Source organism: Candidatus Marifrigoribacter sp. Uisw_064, from assembly GCF_047730175.1.
Classification (GTDB): domain Bacteria; phylum Bacteroidota; class Bacteroidia; order Flavobacteriales; family Flavobacteriaceae; genus Marifrigoribacter.
In genome coordinates this window covers 1,500,041-1,520,129 of the sequence record NZ_CP159833.1, presented here as the reverse complement: position 1 = coordinate 1,520,129, position 20,089 = coordinate 1,500,041, and the positions used below count along the sequence as shown (strand labels likewise).

At 31.0% G+C, this 20,089-nt stretch carries 22 protein-coding genes; 9 read left to right on the top strand and 13 right to left on the bottom strand.

Annotated elements, in window-relative coordinates; translation table 11 throughout:
- Nucleotides 1-22: 22 nt before the first annotated feature.
- From ABXT64_RS06865 to trmB, 3 genes are read right to left on the bottom strand one after another with little or no spacing between them, the layout of a single operon-like run.
- A complete protein-coding gene (locus ABXT64_RS06865) occupies nt 23-358 on the bottom strand; it encodes an MGMT family protein (RefSeq protein ID WP_443632195.1) in 336 nt (111 codons plus the stop codon).
- On the bottom strand, nt 358-984 hold the full coding sequence (locus ABXT64_RS06860) for a LysE family translocator (RefSeq protein ID WP_443632194.1): 627 nt from the start codon (nt 982-984) through the stop codon (nt 358-360). Before ABXT64_RS06860 ends, ABXT64_RS06865 begins: the two co-directional genes overlap by 1 nt.
- A 34-nt stretch (nt 985-1,018) precedes the next feature.
- Nucleotides 1,019-1,699, bottom strand: coding sequence for a tRNA (guanosine(46)-N7)-methyltransferase TrmB (gene trmB, locus ABXT64_RS06855; protein ID WP_443632193.1), 681 nt, complete (start codon nt 1,697-1,699; stop codon nt 1,019-1,021).
- 62 nt (nt 1,700-1,761) lie between these two features.
- Between trmB and ABXT64_RS06850 the strand changes: the two genes are divergently transcribed.
- Nucleotides 1,762-2,832, top strand: a complete 1,071-nt coding sequence (locus ABXT64_RS06850; RefSeq protein ID WP_443632192.1) for a glycosyltransferase — start codon at nt 1,762-1,764, stop codon at nt 2,830-2,832.
- Here the strand turns inward: ABXT64_RS06850 and ABXT64_RS06845 are convergent.
- Both ABXT64_RS06845 and ABXT64_RS06840 read right to left on the bottom strand, forming a co-directional pair.
- Nucleotides 2,797-3,843: a sensor histidine kinase gene (locus ABXT64_RS06845; protein WP_443632191.1), complete on the bottom strand. Its 1,047-nt coding sequence runs from the start codon at nt 3,841-3,843 to the stop codon at nt 2,797-2,799. The genes ABXT64_RS06850 and ABXT64_RS06845 overlap by 36 nt on opposite strands.
- A gap of 8 nt (nt 3,844-3,851) precedes the next feature.
- Nucleotides 3,852-4,535: a response regulator transcription factor gene (locus ABXT64_RS06840; RefSeq protein WP_443632190.1), complete on the bottom strand. Its 684-nt coding sequence runs from the start codon at nt 4,533-4,535 to the stop codon at nt 3,852-3,854.
- Between the two features lie 181 nt (nt 4,536-4,716).
- On the opposite strand from ABXT64_RS06840, the gene ABXT64_RS06835 reads away from it, so the two are divergent.
- From ABXT64_RS06835 to ABXT64_RS06820, 4 genes are all read left to right on the top strand, one after another.
- Nucleotides 4,717-5,661 carry a T9SS type A sorting domain-containing protein gene (locus ABXT64_RS06835; RefSeq protein ID WP_443632189.1) on the top strand — a complete coding sequence of 315 codons (945 nt, stop codon included), beginning with the start codon at nt 4,717-4,719 and terminating at the stop codon, nt 5,659-5,661.
- Between the two features lie 75 nt (nt 5,662-5,736).
- Nucleotides 5,737-6,711 (top strand): acyl transferase, encoded by a 975-nt coding sequence (locus ABXT64_RS06830; RefSeq protein ID WP_443632188.1) that lies wholly within the window; start codon nt 5,737-5,739, stop codon nt 6,709-6,711.
- A 97-nt stretch (nt 6,712-6,808) separates the two neighbouring features.
- Nucleotides 6,809-7,846, top strand: a complete 1,038-nt coding sequence (locus ABXT64_RS06825) for a hypothetical protein (RefSeq protein ID WP_443632187.1) — start codon at nt 6,809-6,811, stop codon at nt 7,844-7,846.
- A 7-nt stretch (nt 7,847-7,853) separates the two neighbouring features.
- On the top strand, nt 7,854-8,369 hold the full coding sequence (locus ABXT64_RS06820) for a DUF350 domain-containing protein (protein ID WP_443632186.1): 516 nt from the start codon (nt 7,854-7,856) through the stop codon (nt 8,367-8,369).
- A gap of 46 nt (nt 8,370-8,415) precedes the next feature.
- Here ABXT64_RS06820 and ABXT64_RS06815 read toward each other — a convergent pair whose 3' ends face one another.
- Together ABXT64_RS06815 and tyrS are read right to left on the bottom strand one after the other, a co-directional pair.
- A complete protein-coding gene (locus ABXT64_RS06815) occupies nt 8,416-9,324 on the bottom strand; it encodes a TIGR01777 family oxidoreductase (protein ID WP_443632185.1) in 909 nt (302 codons plus the stop codon).
- 254 nt (nt 9,325-9,578) lie between these two features.
- Nucleotides 9,579-10,874, bottom strand: coding sequence for a tyrosine--tRNA ligase (tyrS, locus tag ABXT64_RS06810; protein ID WP_443632184.1), 1,296 nt, complete (start codon nt 10,872-10,874; stop codon nt 9,579-9,581).
- A 181-nt stretch (nt 10,875-11,055) separates the two neighbouring features.
- On the opposite strand from tyrS, the gene ABXT64_RS06805 reads away from it, so the two are divergent.
- Complete coding sequence (locus ABXT64_RS06805; protein WP_443632183.1) at nt 11,056-12,063, top strand: NAD-dependent epimerase/dehydratase family protein; 1,008 nt, start codon at nt 11,056-11,058, stop codon at nt 12,061-12,063.
- Here the strand turns inward: ABXT64_RS06805 and ABXT64_RS06800 are convergent.
- Genes ABXT64_RS06800 through ABXT64_RS06790 form a run of 3 tightly spaced genes read right to left on the bottom strand, consistent with a single transcriptional unit; the run spans nt 12,060 to nt 14,721 of the window.
- Nucleotides 12,060-12,587, bottom strand: a complete 528-nt coding sequence (locus ABXT64_RS06800; RefSeq protein WP_443632182.1) for a DUF4296 domain-containing protein — start codon at nt 12,585-12,587, stop codon at nt 12,060-12,062. The genes ABXT64_RS06805 and ABXT64_RS06800 overlap by 4 nt on opposite strands.
- A 2-nt stretch (nt 12,588-12,589) precedes the next feature.
- Nucleotides 12,590-13,930, bottom strand: a complete 1,341-nt coding sequence (locus tag ABXT64_RS06795; RefSeq protein WP_443632181.1) for a dihydroorotase — start codon at nt 13,928-13,930, stop codon at nt 12,590-12,592.
- Between the two features lie 59 nt (nt 13,931-13,989).
- Entirely contained in the window at nt 13,990-14,721 is a 732-nt protein-coding gene (locus ABXT64_RS06790) for a polyprenol monophosphomannose synthase (protein ID WP_443632180.1), read from the bottom strand.
- A gap of 124 nt (nt 14,722-14,845) precedes the next feature.
- On the opposite strand from ABXT64_RS06790, the gene ABXT64_RS06785 reads away from it, so the two are divergent.
- Together ABXT64_RS06785 and ABXT64_RS06780 are read left to right on the top strand one after the other, a co-directional pair.
- Nucleotides 14,846-15,481: a DUF4271 domain-containing protein gene (locus ABXT64_RS06785; RefSeq protein WP_443632179.1), complete on the top strand. Its 636-nt coding sequence runs from the start codon at nt 14,846-14,848 to the stop codon at nt 15,479-15,481.
- 31 nt (nt 15,482-15,512) lie between these two features.
- Nucleotides 15,513-16,262, top strand: coding sequence for a uroporphyrinogen-III synthase (locus tag ABXT64_RS06780; protein ID WP_443632178.1), 750 nt, complete (start codon nt 15,513-15,515; stop codon nt 16,260-16,262).
- A 70-nt stretch (nt 16,263-16,332) separates the two neighbouring features.
- Here ABXT64_RS06780 and pckA read toward each other — a convergent pair whose 3' ends face one another.
- A complete protein-coding gene (gene pckA / locus ABXT64_RS06775; RefSeq protein WP_443632177.1) occupies nt 16,333-17,928 on the bottom strand; it encodes a phosphoenolpyruvate carboxykinase (ATP) in 1,596 nt (531 codons plus the stop codon).
- Nucleotides 17,929-18,006: 78 nt separating this feature from the next.
- The gene (locus tag ABXT64_RS06770) at nt 18,007-18,399 is read right to left on the bottom strand and encodes a DUF423 domain-containing protein (protein WP_443632176.1); all 393 of its coding nucleotides are present in this window, start codon (nt 18,397-18,399) and stop codon (nt 18,007-18,009) included.
- 69 nt (nt 18,400-18,468) lie between these two features.
- Here ABXT64_RS06770 and ABXT64_RS06765 point away from each other — a divergent pair, with 69 nt between their 5' ends.
- Entirely contained in the window at nt 18,469-19,839 is a 1,371-nt protein-coding gene (locus ABXT64_RS06765; protein WP_443632175.1) for a saccharopine dehydrogenase family protein, read from the top strand.
- Here ABXT64_RS06765 and ABXT64_RS06760 read toward each other — a convergent pair.
- Entirely contained in the window at nt 19,836-20,066 is a 231-nt protein-coding gene (locus ABXT64_RS06760; protein ID WP_443632174.1) for a hypothetical protein, read from the bottom strand. The two genes, ABXT64_RS06765 and ABXT64_RS06760, sit on opposite strands and share 4 nt — an antisense overlap.
- Nucleotides 20,067-20,089: the final 23 nt, after the last annotated feature.

The window sequence follows — 20,089 nt, the reverse complement described above, 5'->3', positions numbered from 1 at the left end:
TATTTACGGGGCTTTTTTTATATCATCTAATTAACTCTTGTATAGGATTCCAAAACAAAGTTTCAAAATCTTGAATTTTATTCTCAATAACTTCAACCCCTTCACTCTCTAATAATTGCTGCATTAAATTAGTGCCTTCAAAATGATGCTTCCCACTTAATAACCCAACTCTATTTACCACTCGATGTGCTGGTACCTCAGAATCATTATGAGATGCATTCATTGCCCAACCAACCATTCTAGAGCTATTAGGAGTGCCTAAATACTTCGCAATTGCTCCATAGGATGTAACTCGTCCACAGGGTATCTTCTTAGCTACTTGATAGACTTGTTCAAAAAACCCTTCAGACTTTGCCATTACATGTTTTTTAATATTTTAAAAAAAGTAATGATTGAAATCACAGCGGTAATAGTCCCTATGATATAATTCATATTTAACTTTAAAAGCTTAGGACTTTCTTTAGGTCTAAAAAACCAAACATAGCTTGCAAAGACTAGAAAGGTCCCCATTGCTGAAGCTAAAACGGTTAACAGTAATTCGGGTTGTGAAAATTTAAACCAACCAAAAGTTGAGAAAGTGATACTAATATAAACCCAATAAGGAAGAGGTAGTAAATTTAAAACAGAGAGAAACATTCCGGAAAAGAATCTATTTGTTTTAGATTTAGGTGTTTGTCTTGAGTTTTCTTTTCGAATGTCTTTTGCGATAAAGAAAAAATAAATGGTGATGCATAAAAATATACCCAAGGCCACCTTTTGTAACATATCTACAATATCGGGATGGTTATCTAAATAACGCGCAAAAAGTAAAGCGATATAGGTTTGAATAAAAACAGTCGTAGAAACACCTAATGAAAAAAGTAATCCTCTCTTCCTACCTTCAGACATGCTAATTTTAGCTGCAGCTAGGTTAAGGAAACCTGGGGGTATAACCCCTACGATTGCAGCTACAATACCAATAATAAAATTTAATAATAGAGACATTTAAAAAAAATATTCCAGAGTGAAGGTACTATTTTTATAAAGAAGTAAAGCTAAACCTTAAATAAGTTATCTTCTTATTCTTTTCTAGATACTGCTTTTCATAAAAAGTTTGAATTTGAGTGACTTCTTTTGGAGTATATTCATTACCATATACATCATGATGAGCATATTCTATAGTCAAATTTAACCCTTGTAACAATCCTAATGTATAACCGTGCATGAACTCACTATCTGTTTTTAAGTGAACGACTCCATTGGGTTTCAAAATTTTCTTATACTTATCTAAGAACTCTAAATTTGTCAATCTGTGTTTAGTTCGTTTGTATTTTATTTGTGGATCTGGAAAAGTTATCCAAATTTCATCCACTTCATTTTCTTCAAAAAAACAATCCACTAATTCAATTTGTGTTCTTAAAAAACCAACGTTATTTAGGTTTTCTTCTAATGCCGTTTTTGCTCCTCTCCAAAATCGAGCACCTTTAATGTCTATTCCTAAAAAATTCTTTTCAGGATACATTTGAGCTAAATTAACAGAATACTCTCCTTTACCACATCCTAATTCTAAAACTATAGGGTTCTCATTTTTAAAAAAAGTTTTGTTCCAATTACCCTTTAAATTCAGCGAATTATTAAACGCCTCATCTCTTGTTGGTTGAACAACATTAGAGAAAATTTCGTTCTCTTTAAATCGTTTTAGTTTATTTTTACTTCCCACTAAATAATTTTTTGGTGAAATTAAGGAAATTGGTCGGCTTTCCGTTTTATTATCTTTGTTTTATGATACCTAAAAAAACCATCTTAGTTGCTCCATTACATTGGGGATTAGGCCATGCAACACGCTGTATTCCATTAATAAATGCTCTACTTGTCCATAATTATAATGTAATCATTGCCTCAGATGGTGGCGCTTTATTATTACTTAGGAAAGAATTTCCGTCTTTAAAAACTATTGAATTACCCTCTTATCATATTAAATATTCAAAAAAAGGAAAGAATTTTAGAATTAATTTATTATTAAAACTACCTAGCATTCAGAAAGCAATCTCAGAAGAAAAAAAATGCATAAAAGAATTAGTCAATCAAAAATTAATAGATGGAATCATAAGTGACAATCGGCTTGGAGTGTATCATAAAAATATACCTTGTGTATTTATCACCCATCAAATTAAAGTTTTATCTGGAAAAACTACTTTTATAAGTTCGAAAATTCATCAAAAATTAATGAATAAATTTAATGAATGTTGGGTGCCAGATGTTGAAGGTCCATTTAGTTTAAGTGGTGAAATGGGTCATTTAAAAAATACTCCTTTCAGAATAAAATATATAGGTATTTTAAGTAGAATGAATAAATTAAACCTCCCAAAGGTCTATGACATCCTTATACTTTTATCTGGACCAGAACCTCAACGCACCTTATTAGAAACTCAATTATTGAAGGTTTTCAAGGGAACTGAACAAAAAATATTAGTGGTTAGAGGAGTGCTTGAAAACAAGCAAACGACTTTTGATTTAAAGAATATAAAAATTGTAAACTTTATGACAACCTTTGAATTAGAGAAAGCAATAAATGAAAGTTCTGTAATAATTGCAAGATCTGGTTATACAACAATAATGGATCTCACCAAATTAGAAAAAAATGTGTTTTTAATACCAACTCCAGGTCAATTTGAGCAAGAATATTTAGCTAAAAGACTTAAGGATCTTGGGATGGTAGCTTCCTGTAAACAAGAAAAATTTACGATAAATAAACTAGATGAATTAGCTCTTTACAAAGGCTTAAAAGAAATTAAGAGCAATACAAATTATCAAGAATTATTTAGCTTGTTCGAGGGTAAAAGAAAACTCTGAGCCAATTCCGAATTGACTTTCTATATAAATTTTTTGTACATGTGCTTCAACTATATGTTTTACAATTGAAAGCCCCAAACCACTTCCTCCTTCTTGTCTAGACCCACTTTTATCAACTCTAAAAAAACGTTCGAAAAGGCGAGGTATATATTTTTTCTCAATTCCAACACCATTATCGGTAACTCTAATTAACACTTTATTGTTTTGTAATACTTCTATACGAACCTCAGTTGTACCATCTTGTTTCCCGTATTTAATAGAGTTTACAATTAAATTACTCACTACTTGTTGTATTCTTTCTTTATCGGCATGAACTAAAACCGGGTACTTATATTCTTTATCGAATGTGAGAGAAATAATTCTTTTGGAAGCCTTCATCTCGAGTAACTCGAATACATTATTTATAAGTTCTATAATATCAAAATCTTCTTTATCTAAATTAAGGTCTCCAACTTCAAGTTTAGTAATCATATCTAAATCTTTTACAATATAGATTAGACGTTCTACTCCTTTGTTAGCTCTTTCAAGGTATTTTTCACGTACATTTTCATCTTCTAAAGCGCCTCCGTCAAGTAAGGTTAAAATATAACCTTGCGCTGTAAATAATGGTGTTTTTAATTCATGAGAAATATTTCCAATAAATTCTTTTCTATAATTTTCTCTAATTTTTAACGCTTCAATTTCTAATTTTTTATTTTGTGCGAAACGTTCAACTTGCTTCGTTAAAGTTTCCATATTAGTAGTAATAGGTTGTTCACTTAAACTTGAAGCATCTAAAATACTTACATCATCATATATTTTTTTTACTCTTTTGTAAATAAATTTTTCGACTCTAAATTGAATTATAAAGAAAGAAAAACCATAGATAAGAACTGTAAAAAACAGTAGAATCCAAATATTGAAATTGTTTGTATATACTAAAAAAAGTGTAGAAAAAAAGCTTAGGAATAATGTTATATATCCAGAGGTATATGCTGCAAACTTATATGTTTTTTTAAATATTCTAGTCACAATCCCTGCTATAAAACAAATTTATATCCTACTCCTTTAACCGTTTTAAAACTTTCATCTCCAATTTTTTCTCTTAATTTTCTTATATGCACATCGATTGTTCGATCACCTACAACTACATCATTTCCCCAAACAAAATTTAAAATATCTTGTCGTTTAAACACTTTCCCTGGTTTTGAGGCTAAAAGCGATAAGAGTTCAAATTCTTTTCTTGGTAAGATTAATTCTTTTCCATCTTTCACCACAATATACTCTTCTCTATTTATTACTAAATCCCCAATTGTTATTACAGTACCGTGATCTTGTGGAAGTTTAAAACGTCTTAATAAAGCTTTTACTTTACTTAATAAAACTTTTGGTTTTATTGGTTTTGTAATATAATCATCTGCTCCTGCATCAAATCCAGCAACTTGTGCATAATCTTCACCTCTTGCGGTTAAAAATGTGATTATTGTTTCAGACAATTCTGGAATATTTCTGAGCTTTTCACATGTTTCAACGCCATCCATTACAGGCATCATCACATCTAGTATAATTAGGTGAGGCTTGTATTTTTTTGCTTGAGAAATAGCTACTTCTCCATTTTCAGCTGTATAAATAGTATATCCTGCGTTTGAAAGATTATAATTTACTATCTCTAAAATATCTGGCTCATCATCTACAAGAAGAATAACTGTATCGGATTTTTTCATTAATTTTTTTTCAATTTACACTTCATTCAAGTGTTTAAATTAATTTTTGATAAAGATAAGGTTAAATCACAATTATGAGCTTAGAACATTAATTGTTAATAATTTAATAACATATTAATCAGTTAAAATTATACAATTTTGTATTTTTATAATCTCTCCCCACACTTAAAATCCTTTTATTATGAAAAATATTACTTTTTTAGTAATGTTATTTATTTGTGCTATATCTGTAGCACAAATTGAAAACACAAGCTTTGAAGAACCTGAAGCAATTGGCGGAGATTATACCGATACAGGTGATCCCGCAGAGGCACACGATTTAATCAATAATACTGGAGAACCTTATGTAAACTTTACATCTACTGGAGGTGAACTCGGGTTTACTTCATCTTATATCCCTTATGACACTCCTGGAGTTGGATTAACAGATGGAGATTCAATAGGAGTAACCTCCTCTCCACCCTCTGGCGACAACCCTTTTCCTGACGGAGAACAAGGATACCAAGTAAGTGATGTGGACGGGAATTTTATTTTAGAATTTGATTCTTTTGTATCCACTTCTACAGGACCAAGTATGTCTATTCAGTTTTTTATTTCTGAAACAGGCTATGAAGGTAATGGAACAGTTAATGAAGCTGGATCTGATCGATTGCGTATCTACGTTAGACACCTAGAGGAAGGCACAGAACATGACATTATAAATACAACAGATAACGATATCAATGATTTAGAAATTGAAGGACAGTGGATAAAAGGCTTTGTAGGACTCCCTCCCTTTAATGACTTACCTCTTACCTTTCAATTAGTTATTGAAGTGAGGTGTAATTCAGCAACAGAAGCATTCTATTTTGACAATGTCCATTTTGAGGGATCCTTAGGTTTGGAAGAAAACAATAAAAATTTATTTTCTATTTACCCTAACCCATCTATTGGTGATTATGTAACTATTTCATCTAAAATAAGTGGCAATAAAAATGTTGTCATTTACAATGTTTTAGGAAATCAAGTATTGAAAACAACAATTTTTAATGATAGATTAGACATTTCTGAACTATCAAGCGGAATTTATATTGTTAAAATAAGTCAAGAAAACAGTACTTCAACTAAAAAATTAATAGTTAAGTAATTATTATCGTTAACCTATACTATTAAAGCTTCTGTTTTTTTACAGAAGCTTTTTTATTTTATCTATTTTTATCCTGTGATAACAGAAAATGAAATTTTTAATATAAAATCGCCTCAAGATTTTGAATCTATTGCAATTGATATATTTCAATATCAATATAAGAATATTCCTGTGTATCAAAATTTCTGTAACTTATTGAATTGTAATCATCAATCTGTTAAATCTATTTTTGATATTCCATTTTTACCTATTCAATTTTTTAAAAGTCATATTATTTCAGATTCTAATATTTCAGAAAATATTTTTTCAAGTAGTGGGACTACGGGTAGTGTTTTAAGTAAACATTACATTGCTAATACTAATTTGTATAAAGAAAGTTTCACAAATGCATTCAACCAATTTTTTGGCAACCCTAATGAATATGTAATACTTGCATTACTTCCCTCTTATTTAGAAAGAGAAGGCTCTTCATTAGTGTATATGGTTAATGAATTGATAGCAAAAAGTGAAAACCCTGAAAGTGGATTTTATTTAAACAATATAGAAGAGCTCATTGAAAAATTAAACAAATTAGAAGCAATAGGCAAACAGACTATATTACTTGGAGTATCCTATGCTTTATTAGATTTAATTGAAAAGCAATCATTTCAATTAAAGCATACTATTATTATGGAAACAGGTGGCATGAAAGGAAGAAGAAAAGAAATGGTTAAAGAAGAGCTCCATACTATATTAAAAAAAGGATTTGGAGTACGTTCTATTTACAGTGAGTATGGTATGACCGAATTACTTTCTCAAGCCTATTCAACGGGTGAGGGAATTTACAAATGTCCTCCATGGATGAAAGTTTTAACCAGAGATACTGAAGATGCACTAAGTCTAGTAAAAAGTGCTACAGGAGGGATCAATATTATTGATCTAGCAAACTATCATTCCTGTTCATTTATCGCTACACAAGATTTAGGAAAAGTAAATGATGATGAAAGTTTCGAAATTTTAGGTAGATTTGATGTAAGTGATATTAGGGGTTGCAATTTAATGGTTCAGTAATGAAACGAGCATATTAAAGTTTTTAATCGCCTAATGAAAAGTTTAATAGCGAACAGCATGCCTCTGCTGAGATTGTCTTAGTATGACCTATAAACACATGAAACGACAAAATAGAGAAAATAAAAACGGGTGCCTTTGGGCGTTTCTTGTAGTTATATTTTCCTTATTAAGTTTTGGAATTGTAGCAACCGTTTTTAATTTTTCAGGATTATTTACAACGCTTATTTCTGTTTTATTAAGTATTCTTCTAATTAATAAAATGCTGGGCAAACCTTCGGCAAAATCTGCAATTGGGAAGGGTATCAGTATTTTTATTATTCTTTTCTTTTTTCAATGGTTTGGAAGATTTTTAATTAACAATCTTGAACTATACTCGAAAGAAGAAGCTCGTTTTAAAAAGGAAGAAGCTGTAAAAGAAAGTACAACAATTGAAACGGAAGACACCTTAAAAGTATTTACAAGTAATCGAAAATGGAAAGATAATTATGGGAAGAAGTATTCGGGTGATCTAACCGTTAGAAAAAGTGACTATGACCGATTAAAAAATCATATAAATGGGTATCCTGTTCCTTCTGGCGGAAATTTTTGGGGCAATCTATATAATTATATTGAAAGAACTGACACTCCAAGTTTGGATCTAGTTATTGAAAATTTTTCAGAAATAAACAAGAATCAGAACCTCAATCAGATGGAATTCGCCGACATGGTTGTCTCCTGCATTCAGGATATTCCATATTCATTCGTTTTTCAAAACAAATGCTTGCCTGCCGATTCTTATGAAGATTCTATAAAACAGGTTTTAGTAGATTGTCCCGATTGCTGTATCGGTAATATTAAATACGGAATTCAAAATCCTGTTTCATTTGTACAATCATTAAAAGGAGACTGTGACACTAGAACCGTAATAATATATAGCATATTAAAACATTTTAATTACGATGTTGCTATTGTGAATAGTAATTTTTATCGTCATTCTATCTTAGGAATCAATATCCCTTCAAGAGGATTATATAAGTTACATAACGGAAAAAGATACGTGCTATGGGAAACCACTGGCAAATATTTTGAAATTGGACAGCTTTCAAAAGCATTTAACGATGTCACTCATTGGAATATAGTACTAACAAGTAAATAAATGAATTATGAATACACAACTCTTTACACTATCCCTAATTGAAATTATATTGTCTTTATGTATTTCAGTTGTTATTATATTTCTTTCTTATAAAATATTAAAGTGGTTTTTCTTCAGAAATGAAGATTTACGTGGAAATAATTTAGCATTTACAATCTTTACTTCTGGTATTATTCTATCTATTGGTATTATTTTAAGTGAAGTTTTACCATCAATCAACAATGTAATTCGTTTATCTACCACCCAGTCTGAAACTGTAGATATGGGAACAATCATTACTTATTCTGGTCTTTACCTTCTCATCGGTTTCGTTATAGCAGTTATTATAAACACATCAGTATTTTTACTTTTTTCAGTGTTAACAACCGGTGTAAATGAATTTAAAGAAATAAAAGAGAATAATATCTCTGTTGCTATTTTAGTAGTAGCGATACTTCTAAGTATCACTCTTATTGCAAAAGAAAGTATAGCAATGCTTACAAGCTCTTTGATGCCTTATCCTGAGGTGTCAAACTTTTTATAATAAAAAAGAGGCTGTCAAAAAGGGTTCGGTTCTGAATGGAACAGGTCTATTTATTTAATAAATGGATTAATGCTTTGTTTAATGTTGGGTATGAAAAATTAAATCCCGAATCAATTATTTTTTTTGAGGAGACACGCATCCCTTTTAAAAGTATTACAGACATTTCTCCTAATATTGTTTTAAGAACAAAGCCTGGTATTTTTGGAAGCCAAAAGGGTTTTTTTAACACCTTGGCTATAGCTTTTGAAAACTCCATATTTGTAACATGGTCGGGAGCAACTGTATTATAGGCGCCCTCCATTTTTTCATCTTCAATCGCTTTTATGTATATATCGCATAAGTCATTCATATGAATCCAAGCTACATTTTGAGTGCCTGCTCCTATTGCCGAACCAAGTCCAAATTTAAAAGATGGGACTAATTTACTTAAAGCGCCACCATTTCCTGAAAGCACCAAACCTGTTCTTAAGGCAACCGTTCTAATTCCTCGTTCTTTAAATGGTTCAGCGCTTTGTTCCCATTGCAAACATACATTCCCCAGAAAATCATTATGGCTTTCATCTTCTTCTTTTGCAATTTTTTCTGAATTTATTGATCCATAATATCCAACACCCGAAGCTGTGATATATGCTTTAATAAATTTGTTCTGCTTTTTAACTTCCTCAAAAATTAATTCGGCTGTTTTTACACGACTCTCTATAATCACTTTTTTCTGACTTTCGCTCCATCGCTTATCTGCAACTCCTGCTCCAGCAAGATGAATTATGTAATCTGCTGTTTTAATTGATGCTGGGTCTATATAATTTGTTTGATAATCCCATATGTAGGAATTAATCTGCCCATTATTAGATTTTGATCTACTTAAATGAGAAACTTTATATCCCTTTTCAAGTAACTTATTACTTAATGTTGTTCCTATTAACCCTGAACCTCCCGTAATTAAAACAGATTTCATATACTAATTTTAATGTTTATGGATAAAGATAAAGGAAGTAAAAATTATAATATAATATTTTATAAAATACTTGTAAGAATTAATAAAGATATCCGACTAATTTCTTTGAAGGAATTTATGAAGAAGAAAATAAGTCTATTTATAATAGATTTATTGATTCACTTTCATGAATAGTTAGTTAGTTTGAAAAGGCTCCAAGTTTTAATAAAACTTGGAGCCTTGGATTTTAAACTAATTTTAAATGAGAATTTGTATTATACTAATTTTATAATGAAATAGTTTTTCTTACCTCTTTGAAGCAATACAAATTTTTCGTTTAATGTATGTTCTGAAGTAATTTGAAAAGTATCATTCACCTTCTCTTTGTTCACAGAAATCGAATTTTCTTTTAATGCTCTTCTCGCTTCTCCGTTCGATTTTAAAAAACCAGTACTTGATGCTAGAGCGTCTATAATATTAAAACCGTTTTCTATTTCCGAAGCAGGAATTTCAGCTTGAGGAACTCCTTCAAATACATCTAAAAACGTTTCAGTATCTAGGTTTTTTAAATCTTCCGAAGTTGATTTACCAAACAATATGTTTGAAGCCTTAATCGCTTTATCATAGGCCTCTTCACCATGAACCGTATTCGTTACTTCTTCTGCTAAACGCTTTTGTAGTGCACGCATATGAGGAGCCTCTTGTTGTTCTTTAACTAATGCTTCAATTGTTTCTTGATCTAAAAAAGTAAATATTTTAATATACTTTTCCGCGTCTTCATCGCTTGTATTTAACCAATATTGATAAAATTTATAGGGAGAAGTACGTTTAGCATCTAACCAAATATTTCCGCCTTCACTTTTACCAAATTTAGAGCCATCACTTTTTGTAATAAGCGGACAGGTTAAAGCATAGCCTTTTCCTCCACCTATTCGACGAATTAATTCGGTTCCAGTTGTAATATTTCCCCATTGATCACTTCCACCCATTTGTAGGGTACAGGCTAAGTTTTTATATAAATGAAGAAAATCATAGCCTTGAACCATTTGATAGGTAAACTCTGTAAAAGACATACCGTCTGCACCTTCTCCTGTTAAACGACTTTTTACTGAATCTTTTGCCATCATATAATTTACAGTGATATGTTTTCCAACATCACGTATAAAGTCAAGAAATGAAAATTCTTTCATCCAGTCATAATTATTCACCATGACAGCTTCATTTTCTACTCCTGAAGAAAAATCTAAAAATTGAGCCAATTGGTTGCGAACACATTCTTGGTTATGACGCAGTGTTTTTTCATCTAATAAATTTCGCTCACTCGATTTTCCAGAAGGATCTCCAATCATTCCGGTCGCACCACCTACTAAAGCAATAGGACGATGGCCACAACGTTGATAATGTGCCAATAGCATAATAGGAACTAAATTTCCAATATGAAGCGAATCTGCTGTAGGGTCAAAACCTACATATGCTGAACGCATTTGCTCATTTAAATGGGTTTCTGTATCAGGCATCACATCGTGAATCATCCCTCTCCATTGAAGCTCTGTTATGAAATTTTTTGGCATCTTTTTTTAATAATTTTTGACAAACCTACATAATTTTATTCGTTTTTATAAATTCAGTAAAAAAACGAATAAATAAAGTGTAAGGTTCACACTTCCTTAATATAAAATAGTGTTTCGGTGTAAAGATAGACGGATGTATCTTAAAACAAAAGCGTATTGTAAAAAAGAGTATTTTTGAAATATGATATTAGTTACAGGAGGTACTGGTTTACTAGGTTCACACTTGTTGTATTTTCTTCTGAAAGAAGGAAATAAAGTGCGTGCCATCCATAGAAAATCTAGTAACTTCAATAGGGTTAAAAAAGTATTTTCTTATTACGATATTGATTCCGAAGAACAGTTCAATAAAATAGAATGGGTAGAAGCAAATATTACGGATGTTCCTGTGTTAGAACTCGCTTTTAAAGGAATAACAGAGGTGTATCATACCGCTGCATTTATAAGTTTTAATCCTAAACATTTTTCAACGCTTTTAAAAACGAATGTTGAAGGCACTGCAAATATTGTAAACTTATGTTTGTCGTATCAAATTAAAAAATTGTGTCATGTAAGTTCTATAGCAACCTTAGGTGCTGCAAAAAATGAAGCATTAATTAACGAAGAAAACGAATATAATCCCGAAGACGATACTAGTGTGTATGCTATCACGAAGCAGGGTGCCGACATGGAAGTCTGGAGAGGCACACAAGAGGGTTTAAATGCAGTGATTGTTAAACCTGGTTTGATATTGGGTTCTGGTCATTGGAGCTCAACTAGCAGCAGTATTTTTAATAATTCCTATAAAGGAATACCTTACTATACTACTGGTGGTGTTGGCCTCGTAGATGTTCAAGATGTGGTAAAGGCAATGATGAGTTTAATGAAGAGTGATATTACAAACGACCATTTTATTCTTGTTGGAGAAAATTCAAGCTATCAAAATTTACTTACAAAAATAGCTGCTAACTTTCAGAAAAAAGGACCTAAAAAAGGAATCCCGAAGTGGGCGCTTTTAATGTATTGTAATTTCGATTGGCTCATGCATACACTTTTTAAAACCAAAATAAAATTTATTAAAGGAATGGTACCTTCATTATATACTACGACTTCTTATTCTTCTGAAAAAATTAAAAATAATCTTGATTTTAAATTTTCCCCTATAGATGAAACCTTACAAAGAGTTTGCGAAAATTACCTACGTAAATCTTAATCACTTATTACAGGCGAAATAAACGTTGTGCCTACTTTTACTGGGGTTATTAGAAGTGTATCTGCTTTTATAGCGTTCACTTGTAATGTATCTTTTGGGAACAATGAATCACACAATGCTTCTTCAGCTCGAATTTCTTCTTCAAGAACTAAACTTTCTGTTCTTATCTGAAGACCTTTTAACCGTAGATCAACTCTTGTAAAAAGAGTCGCATAGTTTGATAAATCTGAAGAATAATAAGCATTACTCTTTGCAAATTGAAGGCTATCTATATTATATTTTTCATACAATATGGAATCTAATTTTACCCCAGACTCCATAAGTAGTTTATTATTTACATTTTTAGCTGCATTATTGATATAAGCATCCGTATAAATTTTTACAATTTTATCTTCTGATATAAGGTTCTCAGGACGTTCTGGCATTTTTACATCTTGACAACTATATATAAAAACCATTAATAGACTCAAAAATATCCATTGATTTTTAGAAGAAAAAAAATATTGACGCTTAGTTAAATTCATTATTATCTGTTAAACGTTAAACGTTCAGGTATGCTTTTATTTGGAAATTTAAAGTTATGATAGGTCAGCACTCCATTTACAAATGTATGAGTTATCCTTGACTTAAATGTAGTTCCTTCAAATGGTGACCAACCACATTTGTATAAAATATTATCTTTATTTACTGTCCAAGGAGCATTCAAATTAACTAACACTAAGTCTGCTTTATATCCTTTTCTAATATATCCACGGTCTTTTATCTGAAAAAGTATCGCTGGATTATGAGCCGTTTTTTCTACAATTTTTTCTAATGAAATTCTACCTCTATGATGCATTTCTAATAATGCTACTAAAGCATGTTGTACTAAAGGCCCTCCTGAAGGAGCTTTTGTGTACACATTCGATTTTTCATCTAAGGTATGTGGCGCATGATCTGTTGCTATGACATCTATTCTATCACTCAGTAACGCTTTCCATAATCCTTCTTGGTCTTTTTTAGTTTTTACAGCAGGATTCCACTTTATTTTTGTTCCTTTAGAAGCATAATCTTCATCCGTAAACCATAAATGATGGATACAAACTTCTGAAGTTATTTTCTTTTCTGCTAGCGGTTTCCTTTTTGAAAATAGACTTGTTTCTTTTGCCGTAGACACATGAAATACGTGCAATCTAGCTCCTGTTTTTTTTGCTAATTTTATTGCTTTTGAAGAAGATAAATAACAAGCTTCTTCACTTCGAATTTTTGGGTGTAATTCTATCGGAATATCTTCACCATATTCATTTAAATAAGTGTCAAGATTCTTTTTAATAGTAGCTTCATCTTCACAATGAACTGAAATAAGAAGGTTTGTTTTTTTGAAAATTTCTTCCAACACTTCTGGATCATCCACCAACATATTTCCTGTTGAAGAACCTAAAAATAACTTAAGTCCTGCAACTTTTTGTTCATCAACCTTTAATATTTCATCTAAGTTATCATTGGTGCCTCCAAACATAAATGAATAATTTGCCCAAGATGTATTCTTTGCAATTTCAAATTTTTCCTCTAACAAATCGATTGTTGTCGCTTGAGGAACGGTATTGGGCATTTCAATAAAAGTCGTAATTCCACCAGCTACTGCAGCTTTAGATTCAGTTTCTATTGTTGCTTTATGTGTTAGTCCTGGTTCTCTAAAATGTACTTGATCATCTATCATTCCTGGAAGTAAGAAACAACCATCTGCTTCAACCACTATCGTTTCAGCATTTTTTACACTGATACTTTCTGCAACATCTACGATACAATCATTTTGAATAAGGACATCTCCGATAAAAATCTTTCCTTCGTTTACAATGCTTGCGTTCTTAATTAATGTGGTCTTCATTTATTTTTTTAAACTAATCGTTTATCTTAATTAAAAGGGGTTTTAGAGGTACTCCTTTTTTAAATTTCATATTTAGTAAAAAGACTTTTAAACTTCATGGACATCACTCCAAATATTGCTTCAGAAATAATACCCCCACTCATTTTAGACTCTCCTTTTATTCTATCTGTAAAAATTACAGGTATTTCAATAATTTTAAATTTATTTAAATAGGTTTTAAATTTCATTTCTATTTGAAATGCATATCCTACAAATTGAATTTTTTCTAAATTTATTTTTTCTAAAACAGCGCGTTTATAGCAAATAAATCCAGCGGTTGTATCACAAATATCCATGCCTGTTATAAGCCTAACATACTTTGAAGCTAACCAAGATAACAACACTCTTGACATAGGCCAATTTACAACATTTACTCCTGTTTTATAACGAGATCCAATTGCCATATCAAATCCTTGCATATGACATGCATCGAATAATTTAATTAGATCATTTGGATTATGAGAAAAATCGGCATCCATTTCAAAGATATAATCATAGTCCCTATTTAAAGCCCATTTAAATCCATGAATATAAGCGGTGCCCAGTCCTAATTTGCCTTTTCTTTCTTCTAAATAAATCTGATTTGGAAATTCTTTACTAAGAGTTTTCACCAAACTTGCTGTGCCATCTGGAGAATTATCATCTACCACCAAAATATCGAACGAATGTTCTAACGAGAAAATAGCATGAATTATACGTTCAATATTCTCAGATTCATTGTAAGTTGGTATCACCACTAAGGCTTTAGACATACTCAAATTTTATAAGCAAATGTACCTTTTTTCAGGCAAATAAATGTGAATGAAATTGTAAATGAAGCCTTCTTTTCAAAATTATATTTACAGTACCTTTATAGCCACTTTATAAGTTTTAAAATTGATAGAAAGACATATAGAATCTTTAGATTGGGTCACATTAATATTGGTTAGCTGTTTTATTGTTATCGCTTTAGCAAAATACCTATATCCAAAACGTTTTGAAGAATTTATATTACTTCCTTTAACTAATAAGTATTTTTTAATACAGGGGAAGAACGACTTAATAATACATCCTTTTAACTTACTTCTTTTTATTGTACAGGTATGCGTGGCCTCCTTGTTTATTTTTTTATTTTTTGAGAATAAAACAAGTGGAAATTCTTGGCTATTTATTCAAATCTTGACTGGATATACCGTTTTTATACTTATTAAAATGAGTGTTGAGAAGATTATTAGTGTTATTTTTTCAATTGAAGGTATTATAAATCAATACATTTATTTAAAATTAAGTTATAAAAACTTCCTTGCTTTGTTGTTATTTTTAGCTAATATTTTATTCTATTACATAATAGAACCAAGCAAAGTAGTCCTTATCATTTTAGCCACTTGCATTGTCTTTTTTAATGCCATTTCTTTGATTTATAGTTACAAGACATACAAAAATAACATTTTAAACAATTTTTTTTATTTTATTTTGTACCTTTGCGCTCTTGAAATTTCACCTTTTATTATACTATATATAACACTAGTATAAATATTAAACTGGTTATTAAACACTGTGATTTATGAAAGTGAAAACTATATTAGTTTCGCAACCTGAGCCTAAAGTTGAAAACTCCCCTTATTTCGATTTAATTGAAAAGCAAAAGGTGAAAATAGACTTTGTACCTTTTATACATGTAGAAGGAGTTACAGGGAAAGATGTACGTTCACAAAAAGTAGATTTATCTAACTATACAGCAATAATTTTAACTAGTAGAAATGCAGTTGATCATTATTTTAGAATTGCTGAAGAGTTACGATTTAAAGTGCCAGATGCTATGAAGTATTTTTGCCAAAGTGAAGCTGTGGCATATTACCTTCAAAAGTATGTAGTCTATAGAAAAAGAAAGATTTATGTGGGGAAAAGAACATTTACTGAACTTTCACCGCTTATAAAGAAATATAAAACTGAAAAATTTTTATTGCCTTCTTCGGATAAATTAAAGCCTGAAGTACCTAATTTACTTAATGAACTAAAATTAGATTGGAAACAAGCAACTTTTTATAAAACTGTGGTTAGTGACCTTTCTGGATTAAGGAATGTGTACTACGATATCTTGGTGTTTTTTAGCCCTAGCGGAATAAAATCCTTATTCGAAAATTTTCCAGATTTTGAGCAAAATGATACTCGAATTGCAGTGTTTGGAAACACAACGGTAAAAGCAGCTACTGAAAAAGGATTGCGCGTTGACATTCAAGCTCCAACTCCTGAAACACCTTCAATGACAATGGCTCTTGAAAAATATATCATTAAAATAAATAAACGTAAATAATACTTCTTATATAGTAATAAAAAAGGCGCTAAAATTTAGCGCCTTTTTTTATTAAGATAATTTTAGTTTATTAACAAGGTGCTCCTGCTAATATCTCTTCATTTGCATATTCTTCAAACTGCTCGAAGTTCTTTTTAAAGGAAGCTGATAGTTCTTTTGCTTTAACGTCATACCCTTCTTTATCTAACCAAGTATCTTTTGGATTTAATACTTCAGAAGGAACATTAGTACAAGATTGAGGTATCTTGAGCCCAAATATTGGATGCTTTTTGAAAGTAATATTGTCTAAGTCACCCTCTAAAGCAGCTGTTATCATTGCTCTTGTATATTTTAGTTTCATGCGTTTTCCAACCCCGTATGAACCCCCTGTCCAACCCGTATTAATTAGCCAAACATTTACATCTGCCTCTTGCATTTTTTTACTTAACATCTCAGCATATTTTGTAGGATGTAATGGCATAAATGGTGCTCCAAAACAAGCAGAAAAACTTGGCAATGGCTCATCGATTCCTTCTTCAGTACCGGCTACCTTTGCTGTATATCCGCTAATAAAGTGATATGCAGCTTGTCCTGGCGTTAGTTTAGAAATTGGAGGCAATACTCCAAACGCATCAGCAGTTAAAAAGAAAATATTCTTTGGATTTCTACCTATAGAAGGTACTTGAATATTATCGATATGATATATTGGGTAACTCACTCGTGTATTTGGCGTAATTGAAGTATCATTAAAATCTACTTCACCATTCTCATCCATTATAATATTTTCAAGAATAGCACCAGGTTTAATAGCGTGGTAAATTTCTGGTTCGTTTTCTTCAGAAAGATCAATTACTTTAGCGTAACAACCTCCTTCAAAATTAAAAACAGTGTTTTCTGCTGTCCATCCGTGTTCATCATCTCCAATTAGTTTTCTATCTGGGTCTGCGGATAATGTTGTTTTACCTGTACCTGAAAGACCAAAGAAAATAGCAGTATCCCCTTTTTCACCTACATTAGCAGAACAGTGCATTGGTAACGTATTCTTAAAAACTGGTAAAATAAAATTCAACGCAGAAAAAATACCTTTCTTTATTTCACCTGTATAACCAGTACCCCCTATTAATGCAATTTTTTTAGTAAAATTTAAAATAGCAAAATTATGTTGTCTTGTTCCGTCCTCATCAGCAACGGACATAAATCCAGGAGCGTTTACAACTAACCATTCAGGATCAAATCCTTCAAGTTCTTTTTCCGTTGGACGTAAAAACATATTATAAGAAAACATGTTAGACCAAGGATATTCGTTGATTACTCTAATATTTAGCTTGTAATTATCATCTGCACACACATAACTGTCTCGAACATATAGTTCTTTTTCTGAAAGATATTCAGCTACCTTATCATAAAGCGCATCAAATTTTTCAGAAGAAAAAGGAATATTTATATCTCCCCACCATATTTTATCCTCAGTAATCTCATCTTTAACAATAAATCGGTCCTTCGGCGATCTACCAGTAAACTCACCAGTATTAACTGCAAGTGCACCAGTACTGGATTCTTTACCTTGTCCTTTTTTTATTGTTTCATCGTGAAGTTGTTGCGATGAAAGTTGATAATTAATAGTTGCATTCTGGATCCCGTATTTTGTTAACGAAATTATTTTAGTAGTTTGGTTTTTGTCGACCATAACTTTTATTAATTGTTGAGGTCTACAAAAATAATAAATCTAACATAGATAGACGATTTAAAATTATATAAATATGAATCATTTTATTTTAGAAAAACTATAACACAAATAGAACCAACCAATAATAAATGATAGACCGCCTATTGGTGTTATAAACGCTATTGACTTTGCATTAAAAGGAAGAATTGCATTTAAAGAAAGTAAATATATAGAGCCTGAAAAAAGCAAGATTCCAATAATAAAAAATAAAAAGATAGTTTTTTTAACTTTTAAAGGGATAATTGGGGTTAATCCAATGACTAAAAGGACAATAATATGATACATTTGATAACGCACCCCTGTTTCAAAAGATTTTAATGCATTGGCATCAACTAATTCTTTTAACCCATGTGCTCCAAAAGCTCCAATTGCAATAGTTAATGCTCCTAAAAAAGCAGCAATTACAACAATTTTTTTATTAAAGTTTTCCATAAGAAACGTTTACTATTTAGTACTTTCGCTACAACATAATTTAATCCCAAATCTACGAAAATAACAGGAATGAGAAATATATTAATTATAGGTGCTGGACGTTCTGCTACAAGTTTAATAAAGTATTTATTAGATAAGTCTCAATCTGAAAACCTATTTATAACTATTGGTGATATTTCATTAAACTCTGCCCAGAAATTCACTAAAGATCACCCAAATGCAAAAGGTATTTTATTGGATGTATTTAATGACAAGCAAAGAACTGAAGCAGTGCAAAGCAGTAATCTAGTAATCTCTATGCTGCCTGCACGTTATCATATGGAAGTTGCAAAAGATTGTCTTACTTATGGTAAGCACCTTGTTACTGCATCCTATATTAGCAAAGAGATGCAAGGTTTAAATGCAAAAGCTAAGGCTAAAGAATTAGTCTTTATGAATGAAATTGGATTAGATCCAGGCATAGATCATATGAGCGCTATGCAAGTTATTGACCGTATTCGTGATAAAGGAGGTAAAATGCTTTTATTTGAATCGTTTACCGGTGGATTAATTGCTCCTGAAAGCGACACAAATCTTTGGAATTATAAGTTTACATGGAACCCAAGAAATGTAATATTGGCTGGCCAAGGAGGTGCAGCAGAATTCATCCAAGAAGGGAAGAATAAATACATTCCTTATCATCGTTTATTTAGAAGAACTGAAATTATACAAGTTGATGGTTATGGTAAATTTGAAGTATATGCTAATAGAAATTCATTAAAATACCGATCAATATATGGTCTAAATGACATCCTTACTTTATATAGGGGAACCATTCGTAAAGTTGGTTTTAGTAAAGCATGGAATTTCTTTGTACAACTAGGAATGACAGATGACAGCTATACCATTCCTAATTCTGAGGGACTAACTTATAGAGAATATCTTAATTTATTTTTACCCTATTCTCCTACCGATTCGGTTGAATTAAAGTTACGTCATAATTTAAAAATTGATCAAGATGATCTTTTATGGGAAAAACTATTAGACCTTGATCTATTTAATGGCACTAAAACTATTGATGTTAAAAATGCAACTCCAGCGCAAGCACTTCAGAAAATATTGATGGAAAAATGGACCTTAGATGAAGAGGATAAAGACATGATAGTGATGTATCATAAATTTGGATATGAATTAGACGGTAAAAATCACCAGATTGATAGTAGCATGGTTATTAAAGGAGATGACCAAACCTATACCGCTATGGCAAAAACAGTAGGTTTACCCGTTGCAATTGCTTCACTTAAAATTCTTAATAAAGAAATCACTACCTATGGAGTTCAACTACCTATTCTAAAAAACATTTATGATCCTATCTTAAAAGAATTAGAAGATTATGGGGTTAATTTTGTTGAAAAAGAAGGAGAATATTTAGGGTATAACCCAGACAATGTTGGCAGTTAATTAGATCCACATACGGTTCCATCAGCCTCAAGATCCGCTAAGTAAACGGCATAACTAACTCCTGTGTTTTCACCATTTACAGATGCATTACCATTAGATTCCTGACAAAGCTCAAATGAAGTTGTTTGTGGAGAGTTACAAGTAGTACACGTTCTAGATTTATCATCTGAACAAGAGAACGTCATTAATATAGATACAAGTAAAAAAGTGGTGATTATTTTTTTCAATGGAATTTGTTTTTGTCTTTAAC